Source organism: Nocardiopsis sp. iso_238, from assembly GCF_056173325.1.
In genome coordinates this window covers 2,816,645-2,841,118 of record NZ_CM149668.1, presented here as the reverse complement: position 1 = coordinate 2,841,118, position 24,474 = coordinate 2,816,645, and the positions used below count along the sequence as shown (strand labels likewise).

Below are 24,474 nucleotides of genomic sequence, written 5' to 3'. Positions count from 1 at the left end.
GGCTGACGGTGTCAGTGGCGTACGGGCTCCTGGCCCTGGTCGCCTCCCTTCCCGGCGGGCTGGTGCTGCTGTGGCGGCTGCTGCGGGTCGAGCACGTTGAGGTACCCGGTGAACACCTTCACCAGGTGCGCCAGAAGATCACGGCCCTCGGTGGCCGTGGCGCGTGAGGGCTGTCCCACCACCCCGGAGCGGGTGTAGCGGGACAACCCGGTGGTGAGCATGTGGTCGCGCCGGTCCGCGAGGTGGTCGGCCTCCTGGTAGCCGGGGCGGACCAGGTCGGGGCGCACGTGGAGCAGGACCGAGGTCTCCAGCTCCCCCGCGTGCATGTCGCGGTCGTTGGTGGTGCTCATCCTCGCCGCCCTGCGTGCCGCCTCCCAGTCGTCCGGGCCGGGGAAGAGGGCCATGTCGCCGCGCGAGGCCTGCACGAGGTTGGCGAGCACGTGGTTGCCGCCGTGCCCGTTGACCAGGACCAGCTTGGGGGTGCCCGCCGCACGGAGGGACGCGGCGATGTCGGAGGCCATGGCGTACAGGGTGGGCGCGGTGACGCTGACGGTCCCGGGCCAGGCGTCGTGTTCGTGGGAGCAGCCGAAGCTGAGGGGAGGCAGGAGCCGCAGCCCGGGGTGGGCGTCGGCCAGGCTCCGCGCCAGGGCGCAGGCGATGACGGTGTCCGTGGTCAGCGGCAGGTGGGAGCCGTGCTGTTCGAGGCTGCCCACGGGCAGCAGCGCCACCCGGGCGCCGCGCGTGCGCTCGTCCTCGCTGGTGTCACCGGGTAGGGGGTCGGAGAAGTCCATGGGCCCATCCTCCCCTGCCGTGAGGACGGATCGCGGCTCCCCCTCGGCCTCCGGGCGCGCCGGGCCCAGGGAGGGGGTGAGGGGGCCGCCGGGGACGGGGACGGGGACGGCCCCGGCGGTCAGTGGCCCAGGCGTCCGCGCCAGGCGGTGAGTTCGTGGGAGGTGCGCACGGCGCGATCCGGGTGGACGGTGGCCACGGCCTGCACGAGGGCGTCGGAGACGATGATCCCGGTCAGGGCCTCCGCGGTCATGCCCGTGGGGGTGTGGGGGGCGGACAGGACGATGTCGACGCTGTCACGCAGTTCCTCGCTGAGTTCGTCGGTCACCAGGACGGAGTGGGCGCCCACCGCGCGGGCGCGTTCGAGCAGCACCTCCACCTCGGGCAGGACGCGCCCGGGGGCGAAGACCACGACGGCGTCCCCTCGGTCGATGCCGAGGAGGTCGTCGGCCAGCCGGAAGCCGTCGGTGTCGACGGAGCGCGCGCGGGCGCCGATGCGGTTGAGTTTGAGGGCCAGGTGTTCGGCGGCGATGTTGGAGGAGCCGACGCCGTAGGTGACGGTCCGCCCCGCCTCGGCCAGGACCTCCACGGCGCGGGTGAGCTCGTCCGGCGAGGTGGCCGTGCGGACGTGTTCGACGCGGTCGCGCGCCTCGTCCACGACCCGGCCCCAGAGCGAGGTGAAGTCGCGTCCCATGCGGTCGATGCGCTCGCGCAGACGGACGTCCGGCGCGACCTCGGAGGTGAAGGGCGCGGCGATCTCCTGTTTGAGGGCGGGGAGCCCGGAGTAGCCGAGGCGGCGCAGGGTGCGGATGACGCTGGCGTTGCTGGTGCCGCTGGCGGTACCGAGCTCCTGGGCGTTGGAGTAGAGGATCTGCTCCACCGGCGAGGCCGTGAGCAGGCGGCACACCGATCGTTCCGCCGGGGAGAGGCTTTCCCAGTGAGTGCGCACCAGGGTGTGGAGGCGTTCCAGTCCCGGATTCGAAGAACTATTCATTACAGCTCTTGACTGTGGCGTAGCACTCATTACACTCCTGAGGAAACAGTCGTTTCAACTATGCGCGTCTTCGTAATGGATGTTACATGACGTGTTCGGGGGACCACCATCATGACCACCACCGCACCGCGAACGCCCTCGGGCCTGCCGCTCATCGAGATCAGCGGCGGTCCGCGTGAACGCGGTGTCGCCTACGGAGAGGCCGCCCGGGACCAGATCGCCGCGGCCATGGGCTTCTACGAACGCGCCTTCACCCAGCAGACCGGCCTGAGCTGGGGCGGCGTCCTCGACCGCGCCCGAGGCTGGCTCGACACCTGCCGCGCCTTCGACGCCGACATGGTGACCGAGATGGAGGGCATCGCCGAGGGCGCGGGGGTCGACCTGCTCGACGTCCTCGCCCTCAACGTGCGCGGGGAGATCATCTACGACTCCTCCTTCCGCTCCATGCCCGCCGCCACCGAGTCCGACGACCGCGACGCCTCGGACGGCTGCACCTCGTTCGCCCTCGCCGAGGGCGCGACCGGCGACGGCCGCGTCTACGCCGGACAGAACTGGGACTGGCGGCACGGCACCGCCGGCACCGTCCTCATGCTCCGCGTGGTCCAGCCGCCCCGCCCCACGCTCATCATGCAGGTCGAGGCGGGCCAGATCGGGCGGCACGGCGCCAACTCCGCCGGTGTCGCGCTCAACGCCAACGGCCTCGGCGGGCGCTTCGGATCCGCCGTCGGCGTCCCGCAGACCCTCGTCCGCCGCCGGGTCCTGGACTCCTCCAGGCTCACCGACGCCCTGAACGCGCTGGTCAAGACGCGGGCGCACATCGCCAGCAACGCGCTGCTGACCCACCGCTCCGGTTTCGCGATCGACGTCGAGACCACCCCGGGACCGTGCCAGTGGATGTACCCCGACGACGAGGGCCTGCTCGTCCACGGCAACCACTACCAGGCCGGGATCCCGCCCCAACTGGCCGAGTCCTACCGCCCGCTCGCCACCGACTCGCTCATCCGTGTTCCCCGTGCCCGGCGCGGACTCGCCGCCGTCCGCACCAGCGACACCCCCGAGAAGGTCCGTGCCGCCGTCCACGAGGCCATGTCCGACCACCTCGGCCACCCCGAGTCCCTGTGCACGCACCCCGACCCCGCCGCGCCCGAGGTGCGCCGCTGGTCCACGCTGCTCTCCAGCCTCGTCGACCTCACCAGCGGCGAGTACCGCGTCGCCGCCGGAAACCCCTGCGAGCACGACTACGAGCTCATGCCCTGGAACCTCTACGACGGCCCGGGCGCCCAGAGCTGACCCACCGTCCGCGTCCCCCTTTCCCTGGAGTAGACCGTTGTGAAGGACAGACCACCACGCCGCGCCGCAGCGGTGATCCCCGCCGCCGTCCTGGCCCTCGCCGTGACCGCGTGCACGGCCCCGCCCGCGGGACCGGAGCTCGAACTGACCGCCACCACCGCCCCGGCCTCGGGTGAGCTGGACTCGGTGACCTGGATGCTGCCGTCCGAGCCCACCTCACTCGACCTGGACGCCAACGGCGGCACCGCGCAGAACACCGTCCTCGCCAACGTCTGTGAGCGGCTCATGCGGGTCGCTCCCGACCTCGGCATCGGGCCCGGACTGGCCGAGTACGCCGAGTGGGAGGACGACTCCACCGTCGTCTTCCGCCTCGCCCCGGGGGCCGCCTTCCGCGACGGCGCCCCGATCACCGCCGACGACGTCGTGTGGAGCATGGAACGGCACGCGGCCGAGGGCGCCGAGGAGTCCGACGAGTACGCGAACGTGGAGCGGATCGAGGCCACCGGAGACCGCGAGGTCACCGTCCACATGGAGCAGCGCGACGCCGTGTTCGTACCCGCCATGGCCGGGAACGGCGGCATCGTCTACGACCGCCGCGTCCTGGAGGCCGACGGCGACGCCTACGGGACCCCGCAGGGCTCGGACGCCTGCACGGGCCCCTACCGGCTCACCGAGTGGAGCTCCGGCAGCCGGGTCGTGCTGGAGCGCGACGACGCCTACTGGAACACCGACCGCGCCGCGCACGTGCGCCGGGTCGAGTTCCGCTGGGCCGTCGAGAACGCCGTGGTCAACACCCTGAACACCGGTGAGTCCGACGGCGCCTACCTCGACACCGCGTCGGCCGCCGTCCCGCTGCTGCGCGACGAGACCGTGCAGGTGTACCAGGGGCCCTCCACCAACGTGTGGTCCCTCATCACCACCGAACGCGGCGGGCTGTCCGACCCCCGGCTGCGCCGGGCCCTGTCCCTGGCGCTGGAGCGGGACGGCATCTCCAGGTCGGCCTTCGGCGGACTGGCCGAACCGTGGTCCGCTCCCCTGGGCCCGGGCGGCTGGGGGTACGAACGCGAACGCTTCGAGGAGGCGTACGCGGCGCTCGACGCCGCCCCCGCCGACCCCGGCGAACCGGAGCTGGAGCTGGCCCGCGCCCTGGTCGAGGAGGCCGGAGCCCCCGAGGAACCGCTCGTCATCGCCAACGACGGGGAACCCGCCCGCACCATCATCGCCAACGCCGTTGTGGACGCGGCCGCGAAGATCGGGCTGGAGGCGCGGATCGCCACCGTGCCCCGGCAGCAGTTCGGCAGCTACTACGTGGACCCCGAACTGCGTTCCCAGGTCGACCTCTTCTCCGACGAGTACTGGATCTCGAAGAACGACCCCGTGGGCTTCTACAAGAACGGCGCCTCCGACGCCGGGGTGAACTACTCCGGCTTCGCCGACGAGGAGTACGACGACCTCGTCAGGGAGGCCCAGGCCGCGACCGACGACGCCGAACGGGCCGAGCTCGCCGTGGAGCTCCAGGACCGCTGGACCGAGGCCATGCCGTGGATCCCCGTCGTCCAGGTCCCCACGACCCTCGCCATGGGACCCGGAGTCACGGGGGCGCCCGCCTCCTCCGCGTTCCTCTTCTACCCGTGGGCCGCCGACCTCGGCGCCCGAGAGGACGAAGGACGATGACCACGCACGTGCTGCGCCGCCTCGGCGGCATGCTGCTCACCCTGGCCGTCAGCTCGGCGCTGATCTTCGGGGCCATGTACGCCGCGCCGGGAGACCCGGTGTCGTTCCTGGTGGGCGACCCCGAGAACGTCACCCCCGAGCGCATCGCCGCGGTCCGCGCCGAGTACCACCTGGACCAGCCGCTGCTGGTGCAGTACTGGCTGTGGCTCGGTGGTGCCGTCACCGGAGACCTCGGGACGTCGTTCCAGTACAACGCGGCGGTGAGCGACCTCATCCTCACCCGCCTGCCCACCACCGTGTCCCTGGTGGCCTACGCGGCGGTGCTCTTCACCGTCCTGGGCATCGCCCTGGGCGCCCTGTCCGCCGTGCGTCGCGGGCGCCGGACCGACGCCGCCGTCACGGCGGGCACCACGCTGGCCGCCTCGGTGCCGTCGTTCGTCCTGGCCATCGCGCTGATCTCCCTGTTCGGGGTCCGGCTGGGCTGGTTCCCGGTGACCGGCCTGGGCGAGGGCTTCCTCAGCCGGGTCCACCACCTCACGCTGCCCGCGATCGCCCTGGCCACCGGAGCCCTGGCCATCATCTCCCGGGTCACCCGGCAGACGATGGTGGAGCAGTTCGACCTGGAGCACGTCGCGGCGTCGCGGGCGTCGGGGATCGCGGAACGGCACGTGGTCCGCCGCCACGTGCTGCGCAACTCCCTGGGCCCCGTCGTGACGATGTGCGGCCTCGTCACCGCCAGCATGCTCAGCGGGACCGTGGTGATCGAGTCGGCGTTCGGCCTCAGCGGGATCGGCGCGCTGCTGGTGGACGCGATCAACAACCTCGACTTCCCGGTCGTACAGGCCGTCCTGCTGTGCATGGTGGTCGCCTACATGGGGGTCACGACCCTGATCGACCTCGTCCACCCGCTCCTGGACCCGCGGGTCCGTATCGAAAGGAACAGGGTATGACCGCCCAGACGCCCACCACGGCCGTCACCGTGAGCACCTCGCGCGCGGGCGCGCGGGGGTCCGGAGGAGTGGTCCTCTGGGTCAGCGCGGGGTTCCTCGTCACGGTGGTCCTGGCCGCCCTGTTCGCTCCGCTGGTCGCCCCCGCCGACCCGAACTCCATCGACTTCGGCAACATCTGGGCGCCGCCCGGCGCCGACCACTGGCTGGGCACCGACCAGATGGGACGCGACCTGCTGTCCCGGGTCGTCCACGGCGCGCGCGAGAGCCTGCTGGGCCCGCTGGCCCTGCTCCTGCTCGCCTCCGTGCTGGGCGTGGCGATGGGAACCCTGGCCGCCTGGCGACGCGGCTGGGTGGACGTCCTCCTGGCCCGCGTCACCGACGTCATGTACGCCTTCCCCGGGCTGCTGTTCGTGGTCCTCGTCATCGCGGTGTTCGGCAGCGGCATGACCACGGCCGTCGTGGCCCTGGGGCTGGCGTTCACACCGATCATCGCCAAGTTCACCCGCAGCGTCGCGCTGGCGGAGTGCGCCAAGCCCTACATCGACGCCTACCGGGTGCAGGGAGTGAGCGGCCTGGTCATCTGCCTGCGCTACCTCGTCCCCAACATGGCGCCCGCCCTGCTCGGATACCTGGTGGTGCTCTTCGGGGAGGGCCTGATGAGCCTGGCCACGCTCAGCTTCCTCGGGTTCGGCGCGCAGCCGCCCAGCTCCGAGTGGGGCCTGATGGTCCAGGAGGGGCAGTCCGCGCTGATCCAGGGCGTGCTGTGGCCCGCGCTGGTCCCCGGTGCGGCGATCGCCCTGGTCGTGGTCGCGTTCAACATCGTCGGGGTGCGCGTCGCCGACCGGCTGAACTCACGGAGGTAGGCCCATGCTGCTCGACATCGACAACCTCAGCGTCACCCTGCCGGGCGCCGAGACGCGCCGCCCCGTCCTGGACGAGGTCAGTCTCACCGTGCAACCCGGCGAGGTCGTCGGCCTGGTCGGTGAGTCCGGTTCGGGGAAGTCCACCACGGCCCGCGCGGTCCTGCGGCTCCTCCCCGAGGGCTCCGCCGTCAGCGGCCGGGCCAGCGTCGGCGGGACCGACGTGCTCGGCGCCGCTCCGGCGGAGCTCACCGAACTCCGCTCCCGCCGGGTGTCCATGGTCTTCCAGGACCCGCGCTCGGTGCTCAACCCGGTCCGGCGCGTGGGCGACTTCCTCACCGAACGCCTGGTCCTGGCCCTGGGCACGCCCAGGGTCGAGGCCCGCGCCAGGGCCCTGGACCTCATGGCGGAGGTGGGCCTGAACCGGCCCGAGGAGCGCTTCCACCAGTTCCCGCACGAGATGTCCGGGGGCATGCTGCAACGGGTCGTGCTCGCCGCGGCGCTGGCCACCGAGCCCGAGCTCCTGCTCGCGGACGAGGCGACCTCCGCCCTGGACGCCACCACGCAGGCGGAGGTGCTGTCGGTCCTGCGCGACCTGCGCGAACGCCGGGGCATGGGCGTCCTGTTCATCACGCACGACCTGCACCTGGCCGCCGCCTACTGCCACCGGGTCCACGTCATGTACGCGGGCCGCGTGGTCGAGTCGCGCGAGGCGTCGGCGCTCTTCGCGGACCCGCGCCACCCCTACACGCGCGGCCTGATCGCGTGCAACCCGGGGCTGGACTCCGACCTGGCCCCCGAGCCCATCCCCGGAGCCCCGCCCTCGCTGTCCACCGCCTTCACCGGCTGCCCCTTCGCGCCCCGGTGCGCCGACGCGACTGAGGCGTGTACGACCTGGCGTCCGGAGACGTTCCCGCTCGACGACGGCGGGGTCGCCTGTGTACGGGCGGAGACGGCGGACCACGGAGCGGGCGCGTCCCGTCCAGAGGAGGAGAACCGATGACCCCGAACGAACCGGCGCTGTCCGTGAGCGGACTGCGCAGGGCCTTCTCCATGGGCCGGGGCGTGCCGGAGCTGGTGGCCGTGGACGACGTCTCCTTCGAGCTCGCGCCCGGTGGTTCCCTGGGCGTGGTCGGTGAGTCCGGGTCCGGCAAGAGCACCGTGGCCCGGATGCTGGTGGGTCTGGAGCGGGCCGACGCCGGGGAGATCCGGGTGGCGGGCCGGGCCCGGGGCGTGCGTGAGCGCGGGCGCGCCGCGCGCCTGCGCCGGGCGCGCGAGGTGCAGCTGGTCTTCCAGAACCCGCTGGAGTCCCTCGACCGCCGCCTCACCGCCGCCCAGTGCCTGTGCCACGTCCTGCGCCTGCACGGCGCCGACCGGGCCACGGCGGACCGGCGCGCCCTGGAACTCCTCGAACAGGTGGGGCTCGGCGCGAGGGAGGCGGAGGCGAGGCCGCACCGGCTCAGCGGGGGACAGCGGCAGCGCCTGGCCATCGCCCGCGCGCTGGCGGCGGATCCGTCCGTGCTCGTGCTCGACGAGGCGGTCTCCGCGCTGGACGTGTCGGTGCAGGCCCAGATCCTGCGGTTGCTCTCCCGTATCCGCGAGGAGTCGGGGGTGTCCCTGGTGTTCGTCTCGCACGACCTGGCCGTGGTCGGGCAGGTCACCGACGAGGTCCTGGTCATGTACCGGGGCCGGGCCGTCGAGCACGGCCCCACCCGGCGCGTGCTGCGTGAGCCCGAGCACCCCTACACGCGCATGCTGGCCTCCAGCGTGCCGGGGCCGGGCTGGGACCCGGCCGAGGTGGTCCGGCTGCGCGCGGAGTTCGATGCCGCGTCGGGATCGTGACCGGCCGTCCCTGAGACGAGGGGGAGCCCGGACCGCGCACACGAGCGGGTCCGGGCTCCCCCTCGTCGTGGGCGCCGGTTCAGCCGATGTCCGCCAGGGCCTCCTCGGCGGCGCGGCGGCCCTGGCACAGCGCCCCGTCCACGTGCTGGTAGCCCTCGGCCGCCAGGTCCGAGCAGGCCCAGCCGACGGGCCCCACCGGGTCGCGCTGGTCGGCCCCGTAGCGGTGCAGTCCGCCGAGGTCGTAGCTGGCCGCGTAGGCGCCCCGGGTCCACTCCTCGGAGGCGAAGTCCGACTCGAAGTAGACCAGCGGCTCCAGCGCCTCGTCCCCCAGGTAGTGGGAGAGGGAGCGCAGGATCGCGTCCCGGCGCTCCTCGGCGGGGCGGCGCAGGAGGTCGTCCGCGAGCTCGTCGGAGACGAAGGCGACCAGGGTGCCGCGCTCGTCCCCGTGGTTGGTGTTGTCGTAGACCTCCTGGCAGAGCTCCTTGGCCCCGAAGCCGGTGCCGGAGAGTCCCCGGCCCCGCCAGAAGGGGCGCTCGTAGACCGCGTGGACCTTGATGACCAGGCCCATCGACGTGTGCTGGTGCATCTGCTGCTGGAGCCAGGGCAGGGCGGGCTCGAAGGAGATCCGCGAGTAGAGGGTGGGCGGCACGGCCACGATCACACGGCGGGCGCGCACGGTCACGCGTTCGGAGACGACCGTGGCCCCCTCTTCACTCCAGCGGACGGCCCGTACCGGGCTCTCCAGGTGGACGGTGCCCTCCTCCAGGGCGGCGGCCATGGTCTGCGAGACCGACTGCATGCCCCCGACCACCCGGCGGTCCAGGATGAAGTCCTCGTCCACGAGGTGGGAGAAGGACCCGGCGGAGGCCGCCATGAGGACGGCCTGGAGCGCGGAGAAGGCGTGGGCGGGCTTGGTGAGCATACCTCCGGCCATGAAGATGCCGATGTTCTCGCGGGCGGCCTCGTCGTCGGTCTGCCGCCGCAGCCACTCGGTGAACGTGACGGTGTCCAGTTCGCGGGCGAGCGGGTGGCCCCAGGGGCGTTCGACGCCGATCTCCTCGACCAGGCCGTCCAGGGTCGCGATGACCCGTGCCATCTCCGTCTCGGTCCGCTCCCCCGCCGGGAACATGTCGCCGGTGTACTCGTGCCGGGTGCCGTCGGGCGCGAGGTAGACGTTGGCGCCCTCACGGTGGCGCGGGTAGGTGCTCATCCCGAGCTCGTCCAGCAGGCCGAGCAGCTCGGTCTGGTCGGGCGAGACCCACTGGCCCCCGACCTCCAGGAAGGCCCCGTCGACCACCCGGGACCAGGTGCGGCCGCCGACGCGGTCGCGCGCCTCCAGGACGGCGACGGTGCGCCCGGCGGCCTGGAGGGTGCGTGCGGCCATCAGCCCGGCCGGGCCGGCGCCCACCACGACGACGTCGCGATAGAGGACCTCGTCGCTGCCGATGACGTGTGTGCCTCGCATGGGTGCGCTCCTTCGAACCATTAAATGAATACCATTCATTAACGGGCACGGATCCCCCGATGTCAAGCGGGACACTCTCACGAGCAGCGCCGATACGGACGCGGGCGCGCCGCTCCTAGACTGGTGGTGACCGCGACCACGCCTCGATCAGGAAGCAGGCACCAGTGAGCCAGGGAACGCGCAGTGGGCGGGGCCGGGGCAGACCCTCCTCGCCGGTGCTCTCACGTGAACGCGTCACCCTGGCCGCGATCCGGATCGTCACCGAACAGGGCTACCGGCACCTCACCATGGCCGCCCTGGCCCGGGAGCTCGGGGTGGCGGCCTCCGCGCTGTACAACCACGTCGCCTCCAAGCGCGACGTGCTGATCCTGTTGCAGGAGCGCGTGAACGAGCGGATCGACGACTCCGGGTTCGGCACCGAGCCGTGGGACCGGGCTCTGCGGCGGTGGGCGCACTCCTACCGGCGGTGCTTCATGGAGCACACGGCGCTCATCCCGGTCATGGCGGTGCTGCCCGTCGCCGACTCCCCCAGGACGCTGCGCATGTACGAGCGCGTCACCCGTGCCCTGGAGGAGGCCGGGATCGTCGGCGCGGACGCGGTGGACATCATCGTGGGCGTCGAGGCGCTGGTCTTCGGCGCCGCCTACGACGCCTCCGCCCCCGAGGGGATCTTCGACCCGGGCGGCCTGGAGGACCTGGCCCCCACCTTCACCCGGTTCGCGGCCCAGAGGTCGGCGGACCCCCGCGAGGCCGCCGACCGGGCCTTCGAGCTCGCACTCGACGCCCTGGTCAGCGGCCTGCGCCAGAGGTACACGGACTGAGACCCGGTTCCGGTCAGCCCTCCAGCGCGTGCATCACGTGCTTGACGCGGGTGTACTCCTCGACCGAGTACAGGGACAGGTCCTTGCCGTAGCCCGAGGACTTGAAGCCGCCGTGCGGCATCTCCGCCGTGAGCAGCACGTGGGTGTTCACCCAGACGCAGCCGAAGTCCAGGTCCCGGGTGAGACGCATCGCGGCGCCGTGGTCCGAGGTCCAGACGCTGGAGGCCAGGGCGTAGTCGACGTCGTTGGCGAGCTCCACCGCCTCCGCCTCCGAGGCGAAGGTCTGGACGGTGAGGATCGGGCCGAAGGTCTCCTCCTGGACCAGTTCGTCGTCCTGACGGACGCCGGTGACCACGGTCGGCTCCACGAAGTAGCCGTCGCCCTCGACCGCCCGACCGCCGGTGACCACCGTGGCGTGTGCGGGCAGGCGCCCGAGCTTGTCGGTGACCGACGCGAAGTGCCGGGCGTTGTTGAGCGGCCCGTAGTCGTTCTGGGACTCGTCGGCGTTCCCGGTGCGGGTGCCGCGCGCCGCCTCGGCCAACAGCTCCACGAAGCGGTCGTGGGCGCTCTCCTCGACCAGGACCCGGGTGACGGCGGTGCAGTCCTGGCCGGCGTTGAACGTGCCGAACTCGACCAGGGCCCTGGCGGTCGCGGGCAGGTCGGCGTCGGCGAAGACCACCGCCGGGGCCTTGCCGCCCAGCTCCAGGTGGCCGCGCTTGAGCCCCTTGGCGGCCGAGGCCGCGACCTGTCGGCCCGCACGGACCGAACCGGTGATGGAGACCATGGCGGGTTCGGGGTGCTCCACCAGGAGCTGGCCGGTCCCCGCGTCGCCCAGGACCACGTTGAACACGCCCGCCGGGAGGATCTCCCCCATCAGCCGGGCCAGGACCAGGGTGGACTCGGGGGTGGTGTCCGAGGGCTTGAGCACGACGCAGTTGCCCGCCGCCAGGGCGGGGCCGATCTTCCACACCGCCATGAGCAGCGGGTAGTTCCACGGGGTGACCTGGGCGACGACCCCGATCGGCTCGCGGCGGACGTAGGAGGTGTGGCCCTCCATGTACTCGGCCGCGGCGCGGCCCTCCAGGGTGCGGGCGGCACCGGCGAAGAAGCGCAGGTGGTCCACGCCCATGGCGATCTCCTCCTGGGAGATCATCCACCGGGGCTGGCCGGTGTTGCGGTGCTGGGCCTCGACGATCTCGTCCGCGTTGGCCTCCACCGCGTCCGCGATCCTGAGCAGCAGCCGCTGCCGCTCCCCGGGGGTGACGCGCCTCCAGGTGGCGAAGGCGGCCCGCGCGGCGTCGAAGGCGGCGTCGACGTCGACCTGGTCGGAGACGGGCGAGACCGCGACGGTGGTCGCGTCGGTGGGGTTGACGACGTCGATCCGGCCCTGGCCGTGGGCGTCGACGAAGGCTCCGTTGACGAAGTTCCGGAGGGCACTGCTCATGGGGTCTCCTGGGGCGCCGAGTTAATGATCATCGTTCATTTTAGAGGTGCGGAGAGTGAGCGGCAACACAAACCTCGGATTCTCGAAGTGAAGACGACCGGCGCCTGTACGACGTAGATTCACAGCGGGCGAGGGCGGGTGTCGGAGGCCGCCCTTCCGGAAAACGTCGGAACCGGTCCGTAGAGTGCGCGTATGGAGACCTCCGGCACCAAGGGACTACTCGCCGCCGAACACGCCGCCCTCGTGGCCGACCTGCGGGAACTCACCCCCGAACAGTGGGACCGGGCCTCACTGTGCTCCGAGTGGAACGTGCACGACGTGGTCGCGCACCTGGGCGCGGGCATGACCATCGGCCGGTTCGGTTGGATCGTCTCCATCCTGCGCTCGGGCCTGCGCCCCGCGGTCCACAACCAGCGGCAGATCGCCCGTTTCGCACGGCCCGAACCGACCGCGACACTGGCCAGGTTCGCCGCTCTGGGAACCGAGGACGGCGAACCCGTGCGACTGCCCACCGGCGACCCCTCCCCCTGGCTGGGTGAACTGGTCGTGCACGGCCAGGACGTGCGCCGCCCGCTCGGCGTCGAACGGGAACCGGCACCCGAGGCGGTGGCCGAGGTCGCCCGGTTCCTCGCCTCCCGCGACTTCGCGGTCAACAGCAGGTCCCAGGTCAAGGGGCTGCACCTGCGGGCCACCGACGCGGACTTCACCACGAACGACCCCGGCCTCCCCACCGTGGAGGGACCCCTGCTCGCGCTGGTCATGCTCATGGCCGGTCGCCCCGCCTACCTGGACCGGGTGAGCGGATCCGGCCTGCCGGAACTGCGCCGCAGACTGGAGGGCTGACCGCGGGGGGCTCACCGTCGTGTTCAGCCGTCGTGCTCGGCCCAGTAGGCGGGCAGCTCCGAGCCCAGTTCCTCGGCGGCCTGCATGGGCAGCGAGTGGGTGGTGCGCGGCCAGACGGTGACCGGCCCCTTGCCCAGCTCCCGGGCCCGGTCCCCGGCCTCTCCGCCACCGGCCAGGGAGCCGTCGCTGGCCAGGTCGATCCGGATCGGCATCGTCATGGACCACCACTCCTCGTCGGAGAGGGTGCGCGGCACGAGGGTGACCGAGTCGTAGTGCCGCGACCCCTCGTCGACCATCACCGACATCGGGGTGCGCTCGCGCACCTCCTCGACGGTGACACCGCCGATCTCCGCCATGCCCCGGTCCTTCCACGACTGCGGTACCGGAAGCAGCAGCAGCGAGGACCACAGGTAGGTGGAGGCGGGCAGCCCGCGTAGGACCATCACCGGTTCGAGCAGGGTCAGGGAGGCCACCCGGCCCGGGTGTTCGAGCGCGTGGACGGCGGCGATGGCACCCCCGAAGGAGTGCCCCACCATGTGGACGCGCTCCAGATCCAGCCCGGTGAGCACCTGCTCCACCCAGGCGGCCTGGTCGTCGAAGGAGGAGAAGGGCGTCGACTGCGTGGACATCCCGGCGTCACCGATCGCGTCCATCGCGTAGAGGGTGCGCTGGCCGACCCAGTGGGTGATGTTGTCACCCCACATCGGCGCGCCGGAGCGGATACCGGGCAACAGCACCACCGGCGGAGCGTCCTCCGCCTCCTCGGCGGCGGCCCACTCGTACACGCGCACGGACCCGTACTCGGTGGGGACGTCGTGGGTGCGGGTCGGCTCGGGCAGGGTCGCCATCACGTCCTCGTAGGCCTGGCGGTAGGAGGCGTACCCCTCCGCGCCGCGCCAGTGCCCCACGGTGGGTTCGGGCGCGACGATCGCGGCCGCCTTGTCGATGACCAGCCAGGCCACCGCCAGCACGGCCAGGACCTGGAGCGCTCGGCGCGTTCGGGGACGGTGTTTCTTCTGGTCGGACATGACCCCTCCCGGGAAAATACGATCGTATTGACCGTTCTCCGAGTGTACACCCATCTCAATACGATCGTATTGACGAAGGGTAGGATGGGGCTATGAGCAACCCGGAGCCCGACCAGAGACGGACCGAGATCTTCCACGCGGTGTGGCGGGTGATCGCCGAGAACGGCATGGGGGCGGTGTCCATGCGCAACGTCGCCACGGCCGCCGGGGTCTCGGTCGGGCGCATCCAGTACTGGTTCCGCAGCAAGGACGAACTCCTCCAGGCCAGCCTGGAGGCGATGCTGTCGGGCGCCGAACGGCTCCACGACGACGCCACCCGTGGAGCAGACGACATCGCGGTGCTCTGGGAACTGGTCGCGCACCCCATCCCCCGGGCGGAGACGGCCCGCGTCGGAGTGTCCGTCTTCCACCAGTACGTGGCCGCCGGGTTCCACCACCCGGCCCTCGCCCGCCTGCTGGCCGAGGCCAAGGACGGCGAGGAGGCGGAGGCCGCGCGGCTCCTCACCCGCATCGCGCCCGGCCTCACCGATCCCCGCTCGGCCGCACGGGGACTCATGGCCACCGCCGACGGCCTGTCCATGCGCGTCCTGATCGGCGGCCTGTCCGCGACGGAGGCCGAACGGACCCTGCGCGGGCAACTCGACCGGCTCCTGACGTGACCCCTAGGCTGCCGGGACCCGAGGACCATCCACAGAGGGGAACGGAGCACATGGGCTGGCAGGCGCCGAACCTGGACGGACGCACGATCGCGGTGACGGGCGCGAGCTCGGGGATCGGGCTGTGGATCACCCTGTTCCTGGCCCGGGCCGGAGCCGACGTCGTACTGCTGTGCCGCGACACCCGACGCGGCGAGCGGATCGCCGCGGCCCTGCGCGAGGAGGTCGAGGGGGCCCACACCCGGGTGGTGCGGATCGACACCTCGGACCTGGCCAACGCCAGGGCGGCCGGAGCCGAACTCACCCGGCTCCCCCGACTGGACGCCCTGGTCAACAACGCCGGACTCGTGGGCGGTCCGGTCCGGCGCGAACTCAGCGCGGACGGGCACGAACTCACCCTGGCCACCAACGCGCTCGGCCACCTCGTGCTGACCCACGAGGTACTGGAGTCGTTGGAGCGGACCTCCGGTCGCGTCGTCTGGATGGGGTCGATGAGCGCCAAACTGGTGCGCCCCTCCCCCGACGACCTCGAACTGGAACGCGGATACTCACCCTGGCGCGCCTACGCGCAGTCCAAGCTGGTCACCCACGCGCTCGGGTTCGAACTGCACCGGAGGCTGGTCGAACGGGGATCAAGGGCGCGGAGCCTGGTCGCGCACCCCGGCTACGCGCTGCCCGTGCTCTCACCGGGCGTCGGATCGCTCTTCACCCCGCCCCGGCCCACGGCCCTGGACCGGCTCCAGTACCCGTGGGCCCAGGGAACCGACCGGGGCGCGCTGCCCGCCGTGTTCGCGGCCACCTCCCCCTCGGCCCTGGGCGGCCAGTTCTACGGGCCCCGTGGCGGTCTGCGCGGCGAACCGGCCCTGTCCGGCGGGGTCGCCGGGGTGGAGGGCGCGGGTTCGCGCGGCACCGGCGGCCCGGGACGCAGGAGCGTCGACCCGTTGGTGGGGGCGGCCGTGTGGTCGTTCGCGACACGGGCCTGCGGGCTGACCTGAGCGACGTGGGGAAGGGCACACGACTGGGGCGGAAAGGTGGTTGCACAGCGCGCAAAAATGGGGCGAGACGGCACGTTCCGTCGCCTACCCTGGAAGCCACAGTGGCGTTCGAGGCGGAATATCCCTTCCGCCCCGGAATACTCCCGTGACCAGCGGGGTTGACCGTTCGACGGAACAGCCCGCACCCCCGCTCATCCCCCGGATCCAGGCCATCCCAAGCGCGCAAGGAAGTACGTGACCAGGCAACCCGACGTGACAAACTCCGACGAGGTCGCGGACCAGCGAGCGACCCGACTCGTCATCCCACTCCTCCTGGTCTCGGCGTTCGTCGTCATCCTCAACGAGACGATCATGGGCGTGGCCCTGCCCGCGCTCAACCGCGACCTCGGCATCTCGGTCTCCACCGGGCAGTGGCTGACCTCGGCCTTCATGCTCGTGATGGCCGTGATCATCCCCGTGACCGGGTTCCTGCTGCAGAGGTTCCACCTGCGGCAGGTGTTCATCGCGGCGATGACCCTGTTCAGTCTCGGCACCCTGATCTGCTTCCTCGCCCCGAACTTCACGGTCCTCCTGCTCGGCCGGATCGTGCAGGCCAGCGGAACCGCGATCATGATGCCGCTGCTCATGACGACCATCCTCAACACGGTCCCGTCCGACCGCCGGGGACGCGTGATGGGCAACATCTCCATCGTCATGGCGGTGGCGCCCGCCGTCGGTCCGACCCTGTCCGGGCTCATCCTGAGCATGCTGGACTGGCGCTGGCTGTTCGGGCTCGTGCTGCCGATCGCGCTGCTCGCGCTCGGCCTGGGAGCGGCCTTCATCCGCAACGTCACCGAGCCCCGCGCCGCCCGGATCGACGTGCTCTCGGTGATCGTCTCCGCCCTCGCCTTCGGTGGTCTGGTCTACGGCTTCTCCAGCCTGGGCAAGGCGGCCGACGCCGACGCGCCCGTTCCGCCGTGGGTGGCGCTCTGCGTGGGTGCCGTGGCGCTCGTGCTGTTCGTGTGGCGCCAGATCGGACTCCAGAGGGAGGACCGGGCCCTGCTCGACCTGCGGGTGTTCCAGTCCCGCCAGTTCTCGATCTCGATCGCGCTGGTCCTCGTCAGCTTCATGGCGCTGTTCGGCACGATCATCCTGCTGCCGCTCTACATGCAGAACGTGCTCGGCCACGACACGCTCGCGACCGGCCTCACCCTGCTGCCCGGCGGCCTGGTGATGGGTCTGCTGGCCCCGTTCGTGGGTCGGCTCTACGACCGCTTCGGCCCCCGCCCCCTGGTCACCCCGGGTGCGGGCGTGGTCGCCCTGGTGATGTGGAGCATGACCTTCTTCGGCACCGAGACCCCGCTCGGCTACGTCGTCGCCGCGCACATGGCGCTCAGTGTCGGACTCGGCCTCATGTTCACCCCGCTGCTCACCGGTGCGCTCGGCTCCCTGCGGCCCTCGCTGTACTCCTACGGCAGCGCCGTGGTCGGCACCGTGCAGCAGGTGGCGGGCGCCGCCGGCACCGCGACGTTCATCGCCGTGATGTCGGCCGTCGCCGCCAGCCAGCTGAGCGACGGTGCGGACGCCGTCACCGCCGAGGCGGGCGGGATCCACACGGCGTTCATGCTGGGCGCGGTCATCGCCACCCTGGCGTTCTTCGCGACCTTCCTGGTGCGCCGGTCGGAGGCCGGTCAGGAACCCGAGAGCCTGCCCGTCCACTGATCCCGTGAGGGGGCGGCGGCTCGCCGCCCCCTACAGTGGGCTCCGTGAACGAGTCGCTCGTACGATCCCTCCTCGAAGAGCAGCACCCGGATCTCGCCAGCCGGGAGCTGCGCCCCGTCGAGGGCGGTTGGGGCAACCAGATGTGGCGCCTGGGCGAGGACCTCGCGGTCCGGATGCCCCGCCAGCCGGACGCGCCCGATCTCCTGCGCAAGGAGCACCGGTGGGTGCCCGCCCTGGCCCCGCGCCTCCCCCTGCCCGTTCCGGTCCCGGTGCGCCTCGGCGCCCCCTCCGAACGCTTCCCGCACACCTGGACGATCACCACCTGGGTCACCGGGGAGCCCGCCGACCTGGCTCCCGTCACCCGAGGGACCCGGGTACTGGCCGACTTCCTCACCGAGCTCCATCACCCCGCTCCCGACGACGCCCCGGTCAACCCCTGGCGCGGCGCGCACCCGCGCGAGGCCGTCGAGGACTTCGAGGGGTATGCCCGCGAGATCGCGGACCCCGCGCACGTGGACGCGATCCTGGAGGCCTGGCGGGCGGTGGCGGACGCACCCGCCTGGGACCGGCCCCCGGTGTGGGTGCACGCGGACCTGCACCCGGCCAACGCCGTCACCCGGGACGGGGCCCTCGCCGGGGTCCTGGACTTCGGTGAGATCTGCGCTGGAGACCCGGCCACCGACCTCGCCGCCGCGTGGGTCCTGCTCCCCGACGGCTCGGCCGACGCGTTCTTCACCGCGTACTCAGCCGACGAGGCCACCCTTCTGCGCGCCCGGGGCTGGGCCCTCATCCGAAGCCTCGTCCTCATCCAGATCGGCCGCTCCGGCGACCAGGGCCTCCCCGGCGGCAAACCCTCCTGGCGGCCCGCCGGCGAGAAGGCTCTGACCCGAGTACTCGCGTCATTTTCCTAACCGACCCACCAACCCGTCGTGCGCGGGGAGCAGGACTGGAAACGGCTCTCGTTCGACGATCTCCAGGGTCCATCCCCGCGTGCGCGGGGAGCAGACTTTTTCACCTGGGAACTTACCAGTGGCAAGGGCCGATTTTTGCAACTTGTTGAGAAACAGACAAATCCGGCACCACTTATCACTGTTGCTGTCTCATGGGTGAGCTTATGTCGAGAGCGACGGGATCCTCCACGCCTGCACTGACCGGGATTCGTGTCGCGGCCGGTCACGCGTGCCAGCGCAACAGCGGCAGCGAAGGAGGGTGGGGCCCCAGGCCTGTGGTGATCGGGGTGCGTGTCGCGGCTGGTCACGCGTGCCAGCGGAACGACGGCGGCGAGGGCGGGTGGGGTGCTGGAGTGGGCGGTCTGTACGGGGTGGGTGGGGGTGGAGGCCGACCACGTTCCAGCGGCGGCAGTGACAGGGCCAGCGAGAGCTTCTGCGGTGGTGGGGTGGGGGTGGTTCATGGTCGACCTCCTTCGTGTGGGTGGAGTGTGGGCATGCGGGGATAGGGCCTTGGCCCTTCATTCGCGGGCAGGTGGGGGTGGTTCCGGTTTCGGGGGCGGGTCCGGGGGTCGGTGGGCTGGTCGGCCCTTCCAGGAGGCGCGGTGGGGGTTGTTCTCGCGACGCCATTTGAGCCGGTTGTGAGTGGAGCACAGCGGCTGGATGTTCCCAGCGCTGGTGTGGCCGCCCTTGGAGTAGCTGGTGATGTGGTCGGCCTCGGTGGCGCTGATCGGAACGTCGCAACCCTGGGGCCAGGCGCAGGTGGTGCGCCCGTGGTGGGCGACGGTGCGGATCTGCTCGGGGGCGTTGCGCATCCCCCGCCCCACGTCCAAGGGCTTGCCGGTGGCGGGGTCGGTGATCACGCGGCGGAGGACACTGCCCGGGGACAGGGAGCGGACGGCCTCCATGCCCAGCACCATCCCGTCCTGAGTCGAAGCACCACCCGTGTTACCGCTGTCACCGGGCTGAACAGGGGCGAGGTTGGTGCGTTGGCCGGTGTAAACGTCCAGAGGGACGGTCACGTTGATCATCGCCAACGGTCCCGGAGGTTTGGTGCACCCCTGGTGCCCCAGTGCGGTCTTGACCATGTGCATGAACGCGTCGTAGGAGCGTTCGGCCTTGGACTGCTCCGGCTGCCCAGGGTTGCGGGGAGCGGTGAACGCCCCCACCGCTTTCTCCAGCAGTTCGGCGTCCACCTCGGGGCCCCAGGCCTGGAGGTAGAAGGAGCCCTCGAAACTACGCACCACGTCCAGACGGCGGGCGTCGAAGGCCTTCTTGTACTCATCCTCGACCAGGGCGGGGTGGAGTTGGGTGGAGATGCGCCGCCCCAGTTGGGCGAACTGGGCGGCGGACAGTGCGGGGTTGTTGGCTTTGGCGGCCATGAGTCCGGAATCCATCAACGCCCGGAACTCGTCCGCATCGGGGAACTCGGTTTTGTTCCGGGCCGTGGTGGCCGCTTCCACTGCTTTCACTGCCGCAGCGGCTTCGCCCAGGGAAAGCACACCCGCATCCAGGGCCTTGCGGGTTTCGGGGAGCTTTTCGTTGAAGAGGGCTTCGGCCAGGCAGGCCAGGGAGCGGGCTTCTGCCGGGTGCGTTCCGAGGGCCTGGGTGATCCATCCGGCCAGGGTGCGCTGTCCACCCACTTCGAGGAGGTTGCCGGTGGCCTGGATCTGGGCCAAACGCAGCAGGATACGCAGTTTGGCCTGGTCCATGTCCTGCCACAGGTGACAGATGTCGTCCAGCACCCCCGCTACCGCACCGGCCGGAGGGGTGTCGGCCAGGGCGTGGGTGACCTGTTCCCTCGCGTGGCGCATCGCGGTAATGGCGGGAGAGTGCCCCGCCATTACCATGCCACACGCAGAGGAGAAGGTCATGCTTCCATTGTATGCGCGAATAAGAAGAAAGGGAATGGAGGGCAAGAGGAAATGCGACCTGGAATACCAGGTTTCTTCCCCTTAACAAGGAGTTGTGGATAACCCTCGAAAGTCGACCGGGTGTGTTATGCAATACGTCCCAGACAGTGACCGGCCGCGACACGGGCCCCGATGGGCGCGGGCCTGGGGTGCTGTCCTCGCTGCCGCTTTTCGTTCGTGGCATCGACCAGCCGCGACACGAAGGACGGTCGGCGCAGAGCCAGGCGAGCGCGGCCCAGCTGACCACCCCGCCTCCACCCCAGGGGCGAAAACCCTACCTCTCCTCTCCTGACTACCGCGAAGAGCACCAGCCAGCGCCTCACTCCGAGAGCCGGAGCAGCCCGGCTCGGGTGCGGCGGAACCCGCAGGCCCCGTAGAAGCCCTCAAGGCGGGGTTCGTGGTCGACGTGCAGCCACTCGACGCCCAGCTCCCGAAGATCGTCGACGAGTGCGGTGACGACACGGGTGCCGATGCCGTGGCGCTGGTGGCCGGGGGCGACGGCGGTGTCGAGAAGGAAGGCGTGCGCTCCCCCGTCCCACACCGCGTGGACGAAACCCACGAGCCGCCCCTCGTCGAAGGCCCCGACCCAGGAGCGGCTGTGGCGTTCCAGCCGTTCGGACCAGGGGACCAGGGCGGGCGCGTGCCCGAAGGCCTCGGCGTGCAGCCGGGAGAGCTCCTCGTCGTCCACGGGGAAGCGCACCTCGATACGCACGTGTTCGCTACTCGTCGTCCTCGTGGTGGTCGAGGTTGGAGGTACCGCGACGCCAGTAGCCGTCGACCTCGCAGGTCTCGTTGCGCACGAAGCCGCGCTCCTTCAGGAGCCTGCGGATGGGCTTGAGGGTCCCCGCCTCGCCCGCCGCGTAGACGAAGCCGTCCCCCTCGGGGAGTTCCAGGGCCTCGAAGGCCCGGAACAGCAGGTCGGTGCTGCCGGGCTCGGCGTCGCCCCGGTGGAGCCAGGTGATCTCGGCGTCCTCGGGGGTACGGATCTCCTGTTCCTCGTCGGCGTCGACGACCTCGAAGAAGGCACGGACCCTGGCGTCCCCGGGCAGCTCCTCGATGTAGCGGGCGGCAGCGGGCAGCGCGGTCTCGTCGACGAGGAGCACGTGGTAGTCGAACTCGCCCGTGATGTGGGCGCTTCCCCGGGGGCCGAGCACACCGAGCCGGTCGCCCTTCTCCGCCCTGGTCGCCCAGCGCCCGGCGGGTCCGTGGTCGTGGGCGACGAAGTCGATGCTCAGACGCCGTGCGTCGTGGTCGAGGTGGCGCACGGTGTAGTCGCGGAAGACGACTCCCTCCGCGCGGAAGTTCAGGCAGCGGTCGTCCTCGACGACCGGGAGCACATGGTCGCCGTCCTCGTTGGGGAACCAGAGCTTCACGTGGTCCGCGAAGCCGTCGCTGCGCAGCCCCTCGAAGTCGGGACCCTCCAGGTGGACGCGGATCATTCGGGGCGTCACCCGCTCGACCTCCGCCACCTCCAGCACACGGCTCTTGAGCGGGTACATCTCGATGCGGCGTTCGTGGCTCACTGCGTCTCCTGCTGCGGTTCGGGGCTGCTGCTCGGACTCCGGTGGCGCGGGTCCGAGGTCAGGTGGGGGCGAGCGCCGCGCCTCCATGGAGCACGGGCATGGATAAGGCTAGCCTTGCCTAAGCCAGATCGGAAATCCGGGGCGGCACCGGCGGTCCCGTCCGTCCGTCACTCTGCCCCGCCCCGCCCGGCAGGGTTCGCGGCAAGTCTCAGGGCGTCCGGGACGGGGTGTCAACGGGTGGGGGCGGAACCGGGTCCCGTCAGGGGTGACCTAGCCTGGTGGCGGCCCGGGAGTCCCCCGGGACCCTCCCCGCACAGCGACGAGCCCGAGGAACCCCGTTGAGCATCACGACCCTGACCGCCCGAACCTTCCGCGTGGTGGCCGTCTTCGAGGCCTTCACCTGGGCCGGACTCCTCGTCGGCATGTACTTCAAGTACCTCGGCAACGGCAGCGAGCTGGGTGTGCAGATCTTCGGCCCGGTGCACGGCGGCGCGTTCATGGTCTACGTGGCGGTGGCCCTGTTCGCCGCCTACCGCCTGCGCTGGGGCGTGTGGCCGACCCTGGTGGCGCTGGCCGCGTCCATCCCTCCCCTGGGCACGCTTCCCGCCGACTGGTGGCTGCACCGGACCGGTCGTCTGACCGATCCGGCCGAGCGCGGCGACGGGGTGCGGGACACCGGCACCGAGGAGCCCGCGAAGGTCGCCTGACCGGCGGCCCCGGCCCCACGCGACACACCAGCGATCAGGCTCACCCCTTACCCCGGGGTTCTCTTTCTGAACAGAGGGGTAAGGGGTTTACATTTTGTCCGAAATCGGACAGAGAAATCTGGGAAGTGCCCCCTTGGCGCACGGCGAGCCGTCCATGTTCAGTTGTGAACTGGCAAGTAACCGGCTCCCACGCAGAAGGGTTTCCCCCATGCCACAGCGACACGGACCCGACAGGCGCGCGGTCCTACGAGGCGCGGCCGTCGCCTCCGGCGCGGCGTTGGCCGGAGGCGCGTTCGGCGTCTCCACCGCGTACGCCGACACATCCTCGGCCGCCGCCGAACCGGCGATGTACTTCCGCGCCGACTGGGGCGCCCGCCCCCCGTCGAGCCCCGTCCAGGTCCTGGCCACCCCGCCCAGCTTCGTGGTCGTGCACCACACCGCGACCCCCAACAGCGCCGACCACTCCGAGGCGCACGCGCTGGCCCTGTCCCGGTCCATCCAGAACTTCCACATGGACAGCAACGGCTGGTCCGACGCGGGCCAGCAGTTCACCATCAGCCGCGGCGGCCACATCATGGAGGGCCGCGACCGCGCCGTCCCGGCCGTACGCGAGGGCCAGCACTGTGTGGGCGCGCACGTCGCCAACAACAACAGCACGTGCGTGGGTATCGAGAACGAGGGCACCTACATGGACGAGGGCCCCACCCAGGCCCTGACCGACTCCCTGGTGGCCGCGCTGGCCTGGCTGTGCGGCGCCTACGGTCTCAACCCGCAGGAGGCGATCCTCGGGCACCGGGACTTCAACGCGACCGCCTGCCCCGGTGACGTGCTGTACGCGATGCTGCCCGACCTGCGGAACGCGGTCACCGGCGTCATGTCGTCCCAGGGCCTGGAGATCGGCACTCGCACGGTGCCCGCCCAGGACCGCCCCACCTACCCGCCGGTGCCCGGGGACGAGCCCCTGCGCGAGTTCGACCACGGCCCCGGCCGAGGAGCGGACGACTTCACCCGCTGACCCACCCGTGAGGACGTCTCCCCGTTCGGCGTCACTCAGGAGCAGTCAGCCAGGGGCGGCTCCCGGCCTCCGCCGGGTGCCGCCCCTCCCTCGTGCGCCGGTCACGGCATCCCGGACCGTCCGACCCCCCGGATAGGATCGCGGGCGGCTTCGACCGAGGCCCCGGGATCACGACGGAGGGACCACCATGGGCGACCAGACGACGCCGGAGACGTACGCGTCGAGCGCGGGCACGGTGCGCTGGGGCGCCGTCGGCTCGGGCGATCCGGTGGTCCTGCTGCACGGGACGCCGTTCTCGTCATACGTGTGGCGGGACGTGGCCGCCGCGCTGGCCCCCCGCCACCGGGTGTACTTCTGGGACATGCCCGGGTACGGGACCTCCGAGATGCGGACGGGCCAGAGCGTGTCCCTGGCCACCCAGGGGCGGGTGTTCACCGAACTCCTCGCGCACTGGGGCCTGGAGTCCCCGAGCGTGGTGGCGCACGACTTCGGCGGCGCGGTGGCGCTGCGGGCGCACCTGCTGCACGGCGCCTCCTACGCGCGGTTGGCCCTGGTCTCGCCGGTGGCGACGGCTCCGTGGGGTTCGCCGTTCTTCCGGCTGGTGGGCGAGCACACCGAGGTGTTCGAACAGCTGCCACCGGCGCTGCACCGGGCCCTGGTGGCGGAGTACGTGGGTTCGGCCAGTGCGACGGGACTGCTGCCCCCGGTCCTGGACCGGCTGGTGGAGCCGTGGACCGGTGAGGAGGGGCAGGCGGCGTTCTACCGCCAGATCCAGCAGGCCGACCAGGTGTACACCGACGAGGTCCAGGGCCTGTATCCGAGTATCGACCTCCCGGTCCTGCTGGCCTGGGGTGAGCGGGACACCTGGATTCCCCCGGAGCGGAACCGCGCCCTGGCCGCGCTGGTCCCCGGCCTGGCCACCTGCCCGATCGAGGGCGCGGGGCACCTCGTCCAGCTGGACGCCCCCGCTCAGCTGACCGCCGCCCTGGTGCCCTTCCTCCAGGGGTGAGCACGCCC

The 24,474-nt window shown here is 71.5% G+C and carries 23 protein-coding genes; 15 read left to right on the top strand and 8 right to left on the bottom strand.

The annotated features are described in order from the left end of the window. Positions 1–11: 11 nt before the first annotated feature. Both AC0VYL_RS12610 and AC0VYL_RS12605 read right to left on the bottom strand, forming a co-directional pair. On the bottom strand, positions 12–791 hold the full coding sequence (locus AC0VYL_RS12610; RefSeq protein WP_475483249.1) for a creatininase family protein: 780 nt from the start codon (positions 789–791) through the stop codon (positions 12–14). 119 nt (positions 792–910) lie between these two features. Continuing rightward, complete coding sequence (locus tag AC0VYL_RS12605; RefSeq protein ID WP_475483248.1) at positions 911–1,783, bottom strand: MurR/RpiR family transcriptional regulator; 873 nt, start codon at positions 1,781–1,783, stop codon at positions 911–913. 111 nt (positions 1,784–1,894) lie between these two features. Here AC0VYL_RS12605 and AC0VYL_RS12600 point away from each other — a divergent pair, with 111 nt between their 5' ends. Genes AC0VYL_RS12600 through AC0VYL_RS12575 form a run of 6 tightly spaced genes read left to right on the top strand, consistent with a single transcriptional unit; the run spans position 1,895 to position 8,399 of the window. Beyond that, a complete protein-coding gene (locus AC0VYL_RS12600; RefSeq protein ID WP_475483247.1) occupies positions 1,895–3,073 on the top strand; it encodes a C45 family autoproteolytic acyltransferase/hydolase in 1,179 nt (392 codons plus the stop codon). A gap of 39 nt (positions 3,074–3,112) precedes the next feature. Beyond that, a complete protein-coding gene (locus AC0VYL_RS12595) occupies positions 3,113–4,747 on the top strand; it encodes an ABC transporter substrate-binding protein (RefSeq protein ID WP_475452571.1) in 1,635 nt (544 codons plus the stop codon). Beyond that, a complete protein-coding gene (locus AC0VYL_RS12590) occupies positions 4,744–5,697 on the top strand; it encodes an ABC transporter permease (protein WP_475452569.1) in 954 nt (317 codons plus the stop codon). The genes AC0VYL_RS12595 and AC0VYL_RS12590 overlap by 4 nt, the downstream gene beginning before the upstream one ends. Continuing rightward, positions 5,694–6,560: an ABC transporter permease gene (locus AC0VYL_RS12585; protein ID WP_475483246.1), complete on the top strand. Its 867-nt coding sequence runs from the start codon at positions 5,694–5,696 to the stop codon at positions 6,558–6,560. Before AC0VYL_RS12590 ends, AC0VYL_RS12585 begins: the two co-directional genes overlap by 4 nt. Positions 6,561–6,564: 4 nt before the next feature. Beyond that, positions 6,565–7,560 carry an ABC transporter ATP-binding protein gene (locus AC0VYL_RS12580; protein WP_475483245.1) on the top strand — a complete coding sequence of 332 codons (996 nt, stop codon included), beginning with the start codon at positions 6,565–6,567 and terminating at the stop codon, positions 7,558–7,560. Further along, positions 7,557–8,399 carry an ABC transporter ATP-binding protein gene (locus AC0VYL_RS12575; RefSeq protein WP_475483244.1) on the top strand — a complete coding sequence of 281 codons (843 nt, stop codon included), beginning with the start codon at positions 7,557–7,559 and terminating at the stop codon, positions 8,397–8,399. Before AC0VYL_RS12580 ends, AC0VYL_RS12575 begins: the two co-directional genes overlap by 4 nt. A 79-nt stretch (positions 8,400–8,478) precedes the next feature. On the opposite strand, the gene AC0VYL_RS12570 is transcribed toward AC0VYL_RS12575, so the two are convergent. After that, on the bottom strand, positions 8,479–9,864 hold the full coding sequence (locus AC0VYL_RS12570) for a flavin monoamine oxidase family protein (protein WP_475483243.1): 1,386 nt from the start codon (positions 9,862–9,864) through the stop codon (positions 8,479–8,481). Between the two features lie 164 nt (positions 9,865–10,028). On the opposite strand from AC0VYL_RS12570, the gene AC0VYL_RS12565 reads away from it, so the two are divergent. Further along, the gene (locus AC0VYL_RS12565) at positions 10,029–10,685 is read left to right on the top strand and encodes a TetR/AcrR family transcriptional regulator (protein ID WP_475452559.1); all 657 of its coding nucleotides are present in this window, start codon (positions 10,029–10,031) and stop codon (positions 10,683–10,685) included. 13 nt (positions 10,686–10,698) lie between these two features. Here the strand turns inward: AC0VYL_RS12565 and AC0VYL_RS12560 are convergent, their stop codons facing one another. Then, on the bottom strand, positions 10,699–12,129 hold the full coding sequence (locus tag AC0VYL_RS12560) for a gamma-aminobutyraldehyde dehydrogenase (RefSeq protein ID WP_475483242.1): 1,431 nt from the start codon (positions 12,127–12,129) through the stop codon (positions 10,699–10,701). 192 nt (positions 12,130–12,321) lie between these two features. On the opposite strand from AC0VYL_RS12560, the gene AC0VYL_RS12555 reads away from it, so the two are divergent. After that, positions 12,322–12,972, top strand: coding sequence for a maleylpyruvate isomerase family mycothiol-dependent enzyme (locus tag AC0VYL_RS12555; protein ID WP_475483241.1), 651 nt, complete (start codon positions 12,322–12,324; stop codon positions 12,970–12,972). 23 nt (positions 12,973–12,995) lie between these two features. Here the strand turns inward: AC0VYL_RS12555 and AC0VYL_RS12550 are convergent, their stop codons facing one another. Then, the gene (locus AC0VYL_RS12550) at positions 12,996–14,000 is read right to left on the bottom strand and encodes an alpha/beta hydrolase (RefSeq protein WP_475483240.1); all 1,005 of its coding nucleotides are present in this window, start codon (positions 13,998–14,000) and stop codon (positions 12,996–12,998) included. A 92-nt stretch (positions 14,001–14,092) separates the two neighbouring features. On the opposite strand from AC0VYL_RS12550, the gene AC0VYL_RS12545 reads away from it, so the two are divergent. From AC0VYL_RS12545 to AC0VYL_RS12530, 4 genes are all read left to right on the top strand, one after another. Continuing rightward, on the top strand, positions 14,093–14,659 hold the full coding sequence (locus tag AC0VYL_RS12545; RefSeq protein WP_475483239.1) for a TetR/AcrR family transcriptional regulator: 567 nt from the start codon (positions 14,093–14,095) through the stop codon (positions 14,657–14,659). Between the two features lie 50 nt (positions 14,660–14,709). Continuing rightward, positions 14,710–15,651: an SDR family NAD(P)-dependent oxidoreductase gene (locus tag AC0VYL_RS12540; RefSeq protein ID WP_475483238.1), complete on the top strand. Its 942-nt coding sequence runs from the start codon at positions 14,710–14,712 to the stop codon at positions 15,649–15,651. Between the two features lie 234 nt (positions 15,652–15,885). After that, a complete protein-coding gene (locus tag AC0VYL_RS12535) occupies positions 15,886–17,352 on the top strand; it encodes an MDR family MFS transporter (RefSeq protein WP_475452547.1) in 1,467 nt (488 codons plus the stop codon). A 35-nt stretch (positions 17,353–17,387) separates the two neighbouring features. Continuing rightward, on the top strand, positions 17,388–18,263 hold the full coding sequence (locus tag AC0VYL_RS12530) for an aminoglycoside phosphotransferase family protein (protein ID WP_475483237.1): 876 nt from the start codon (positions 17,388–17,390) through the stop codon (positions 18,261–18,263). 557 nt (positions 18,264–18,820) lie between these two features. On the opposite strand, the gene AC0VYL_RS12525 is transcribed toward AC0VYL_RS12530, so the two are convergent. The 3 genes from AC0VYL_RS12525 to AC0VYL_RS12515 form a co-directional block, all read right to left on the bottom strand. Continuing rightward, positions 18,821–20,113: an HNH endonuclease signature motif containing protein gene (locus AC0VYL_RS12525; RefSeq protein ID WP_475483236.1), complete on the bottom strand. Its 1,293-nt coding sequence runs from the start codon at positions 20,111–20,113 to the stop codon at positions 18,821–18,823. A gap of 418 nt (positions 20,114–20,531) precedes the next feature. Beyond that, positions 20,532–20,924: a GNAT family N-acetyltransferase gene (locus tag AC0VYL_RS12520; RefSeq protein ID WP_475452540.1), complete on the bottom strand. Its 393-nt coding sequence runs from the start codon at positions 20,922–20,924 to the stop codon at positions 20,532–20,534. A 7-nt stretch (positions 20,925–20,931) separates the two neighbouring features. Continuing rightward, positions 20,932–21,735: a siderophore-interacting protein gene (locus tag AC0VYL_RS12515; protein WP_475452538.1), complete on the bottom strand. Its 804-nt coding sequence runs from the start codon at positions 21,733–21,735 to the stop codon at positions 20,932–20,934. A 338-nt stretch (positions 21,736–22,073) separates the two neighbouring features. Here AC0VYL_RS12515 and AC0VYL_RS12510 point away from each other — a divergent pair, with 338 nt between their 5' ends. The 3 genes from AC0VYL_RS12510 to AC0VYL_RS12500 all read left to right on the top strand — a co-directional run bounded on the left by AC0VYL_RS12510 (position 22,074) and on the right by AC0VYL_RS12500 (position 24,466). After that, entirely contained in the window at positions 22,074–22,442 is a 369-nt protein-coding gene (locus AC0VYL_RS12510; RefSeq protein WP_475483235.1) for a DUF3817 domain-containing protein, read from the top strand. Between the two features lie 208 nt (positions 22,443–22,650). After that, complete coding sequence (locus tag AC0VYL_RS12505; RefSeq protein ID WP_475483234.1) at positions 22,651–23,457, top strand: peptidoglycan recognition protein family protein; 807 nt, start codon at positions 22,651–22,653, stop codon at positions 23,455–23,457. A 187-nt stretch (positions 23,458–23,644) separates the two neighbouring features. Beyond that, positions 23,645–24,466 (top strand): alpha/beta fold hydrolase, encoded by an 822-nt coding sequence (locus tag AC0VYL_RS12500; RefSeq protein ID WP_475483233.1) that lies wholly within the window; start codon positions 23,645–23,647, stop codon positions 24,464–24,466. Positions 24,467–24,474 lie beyond the last annotated feature (8 nt).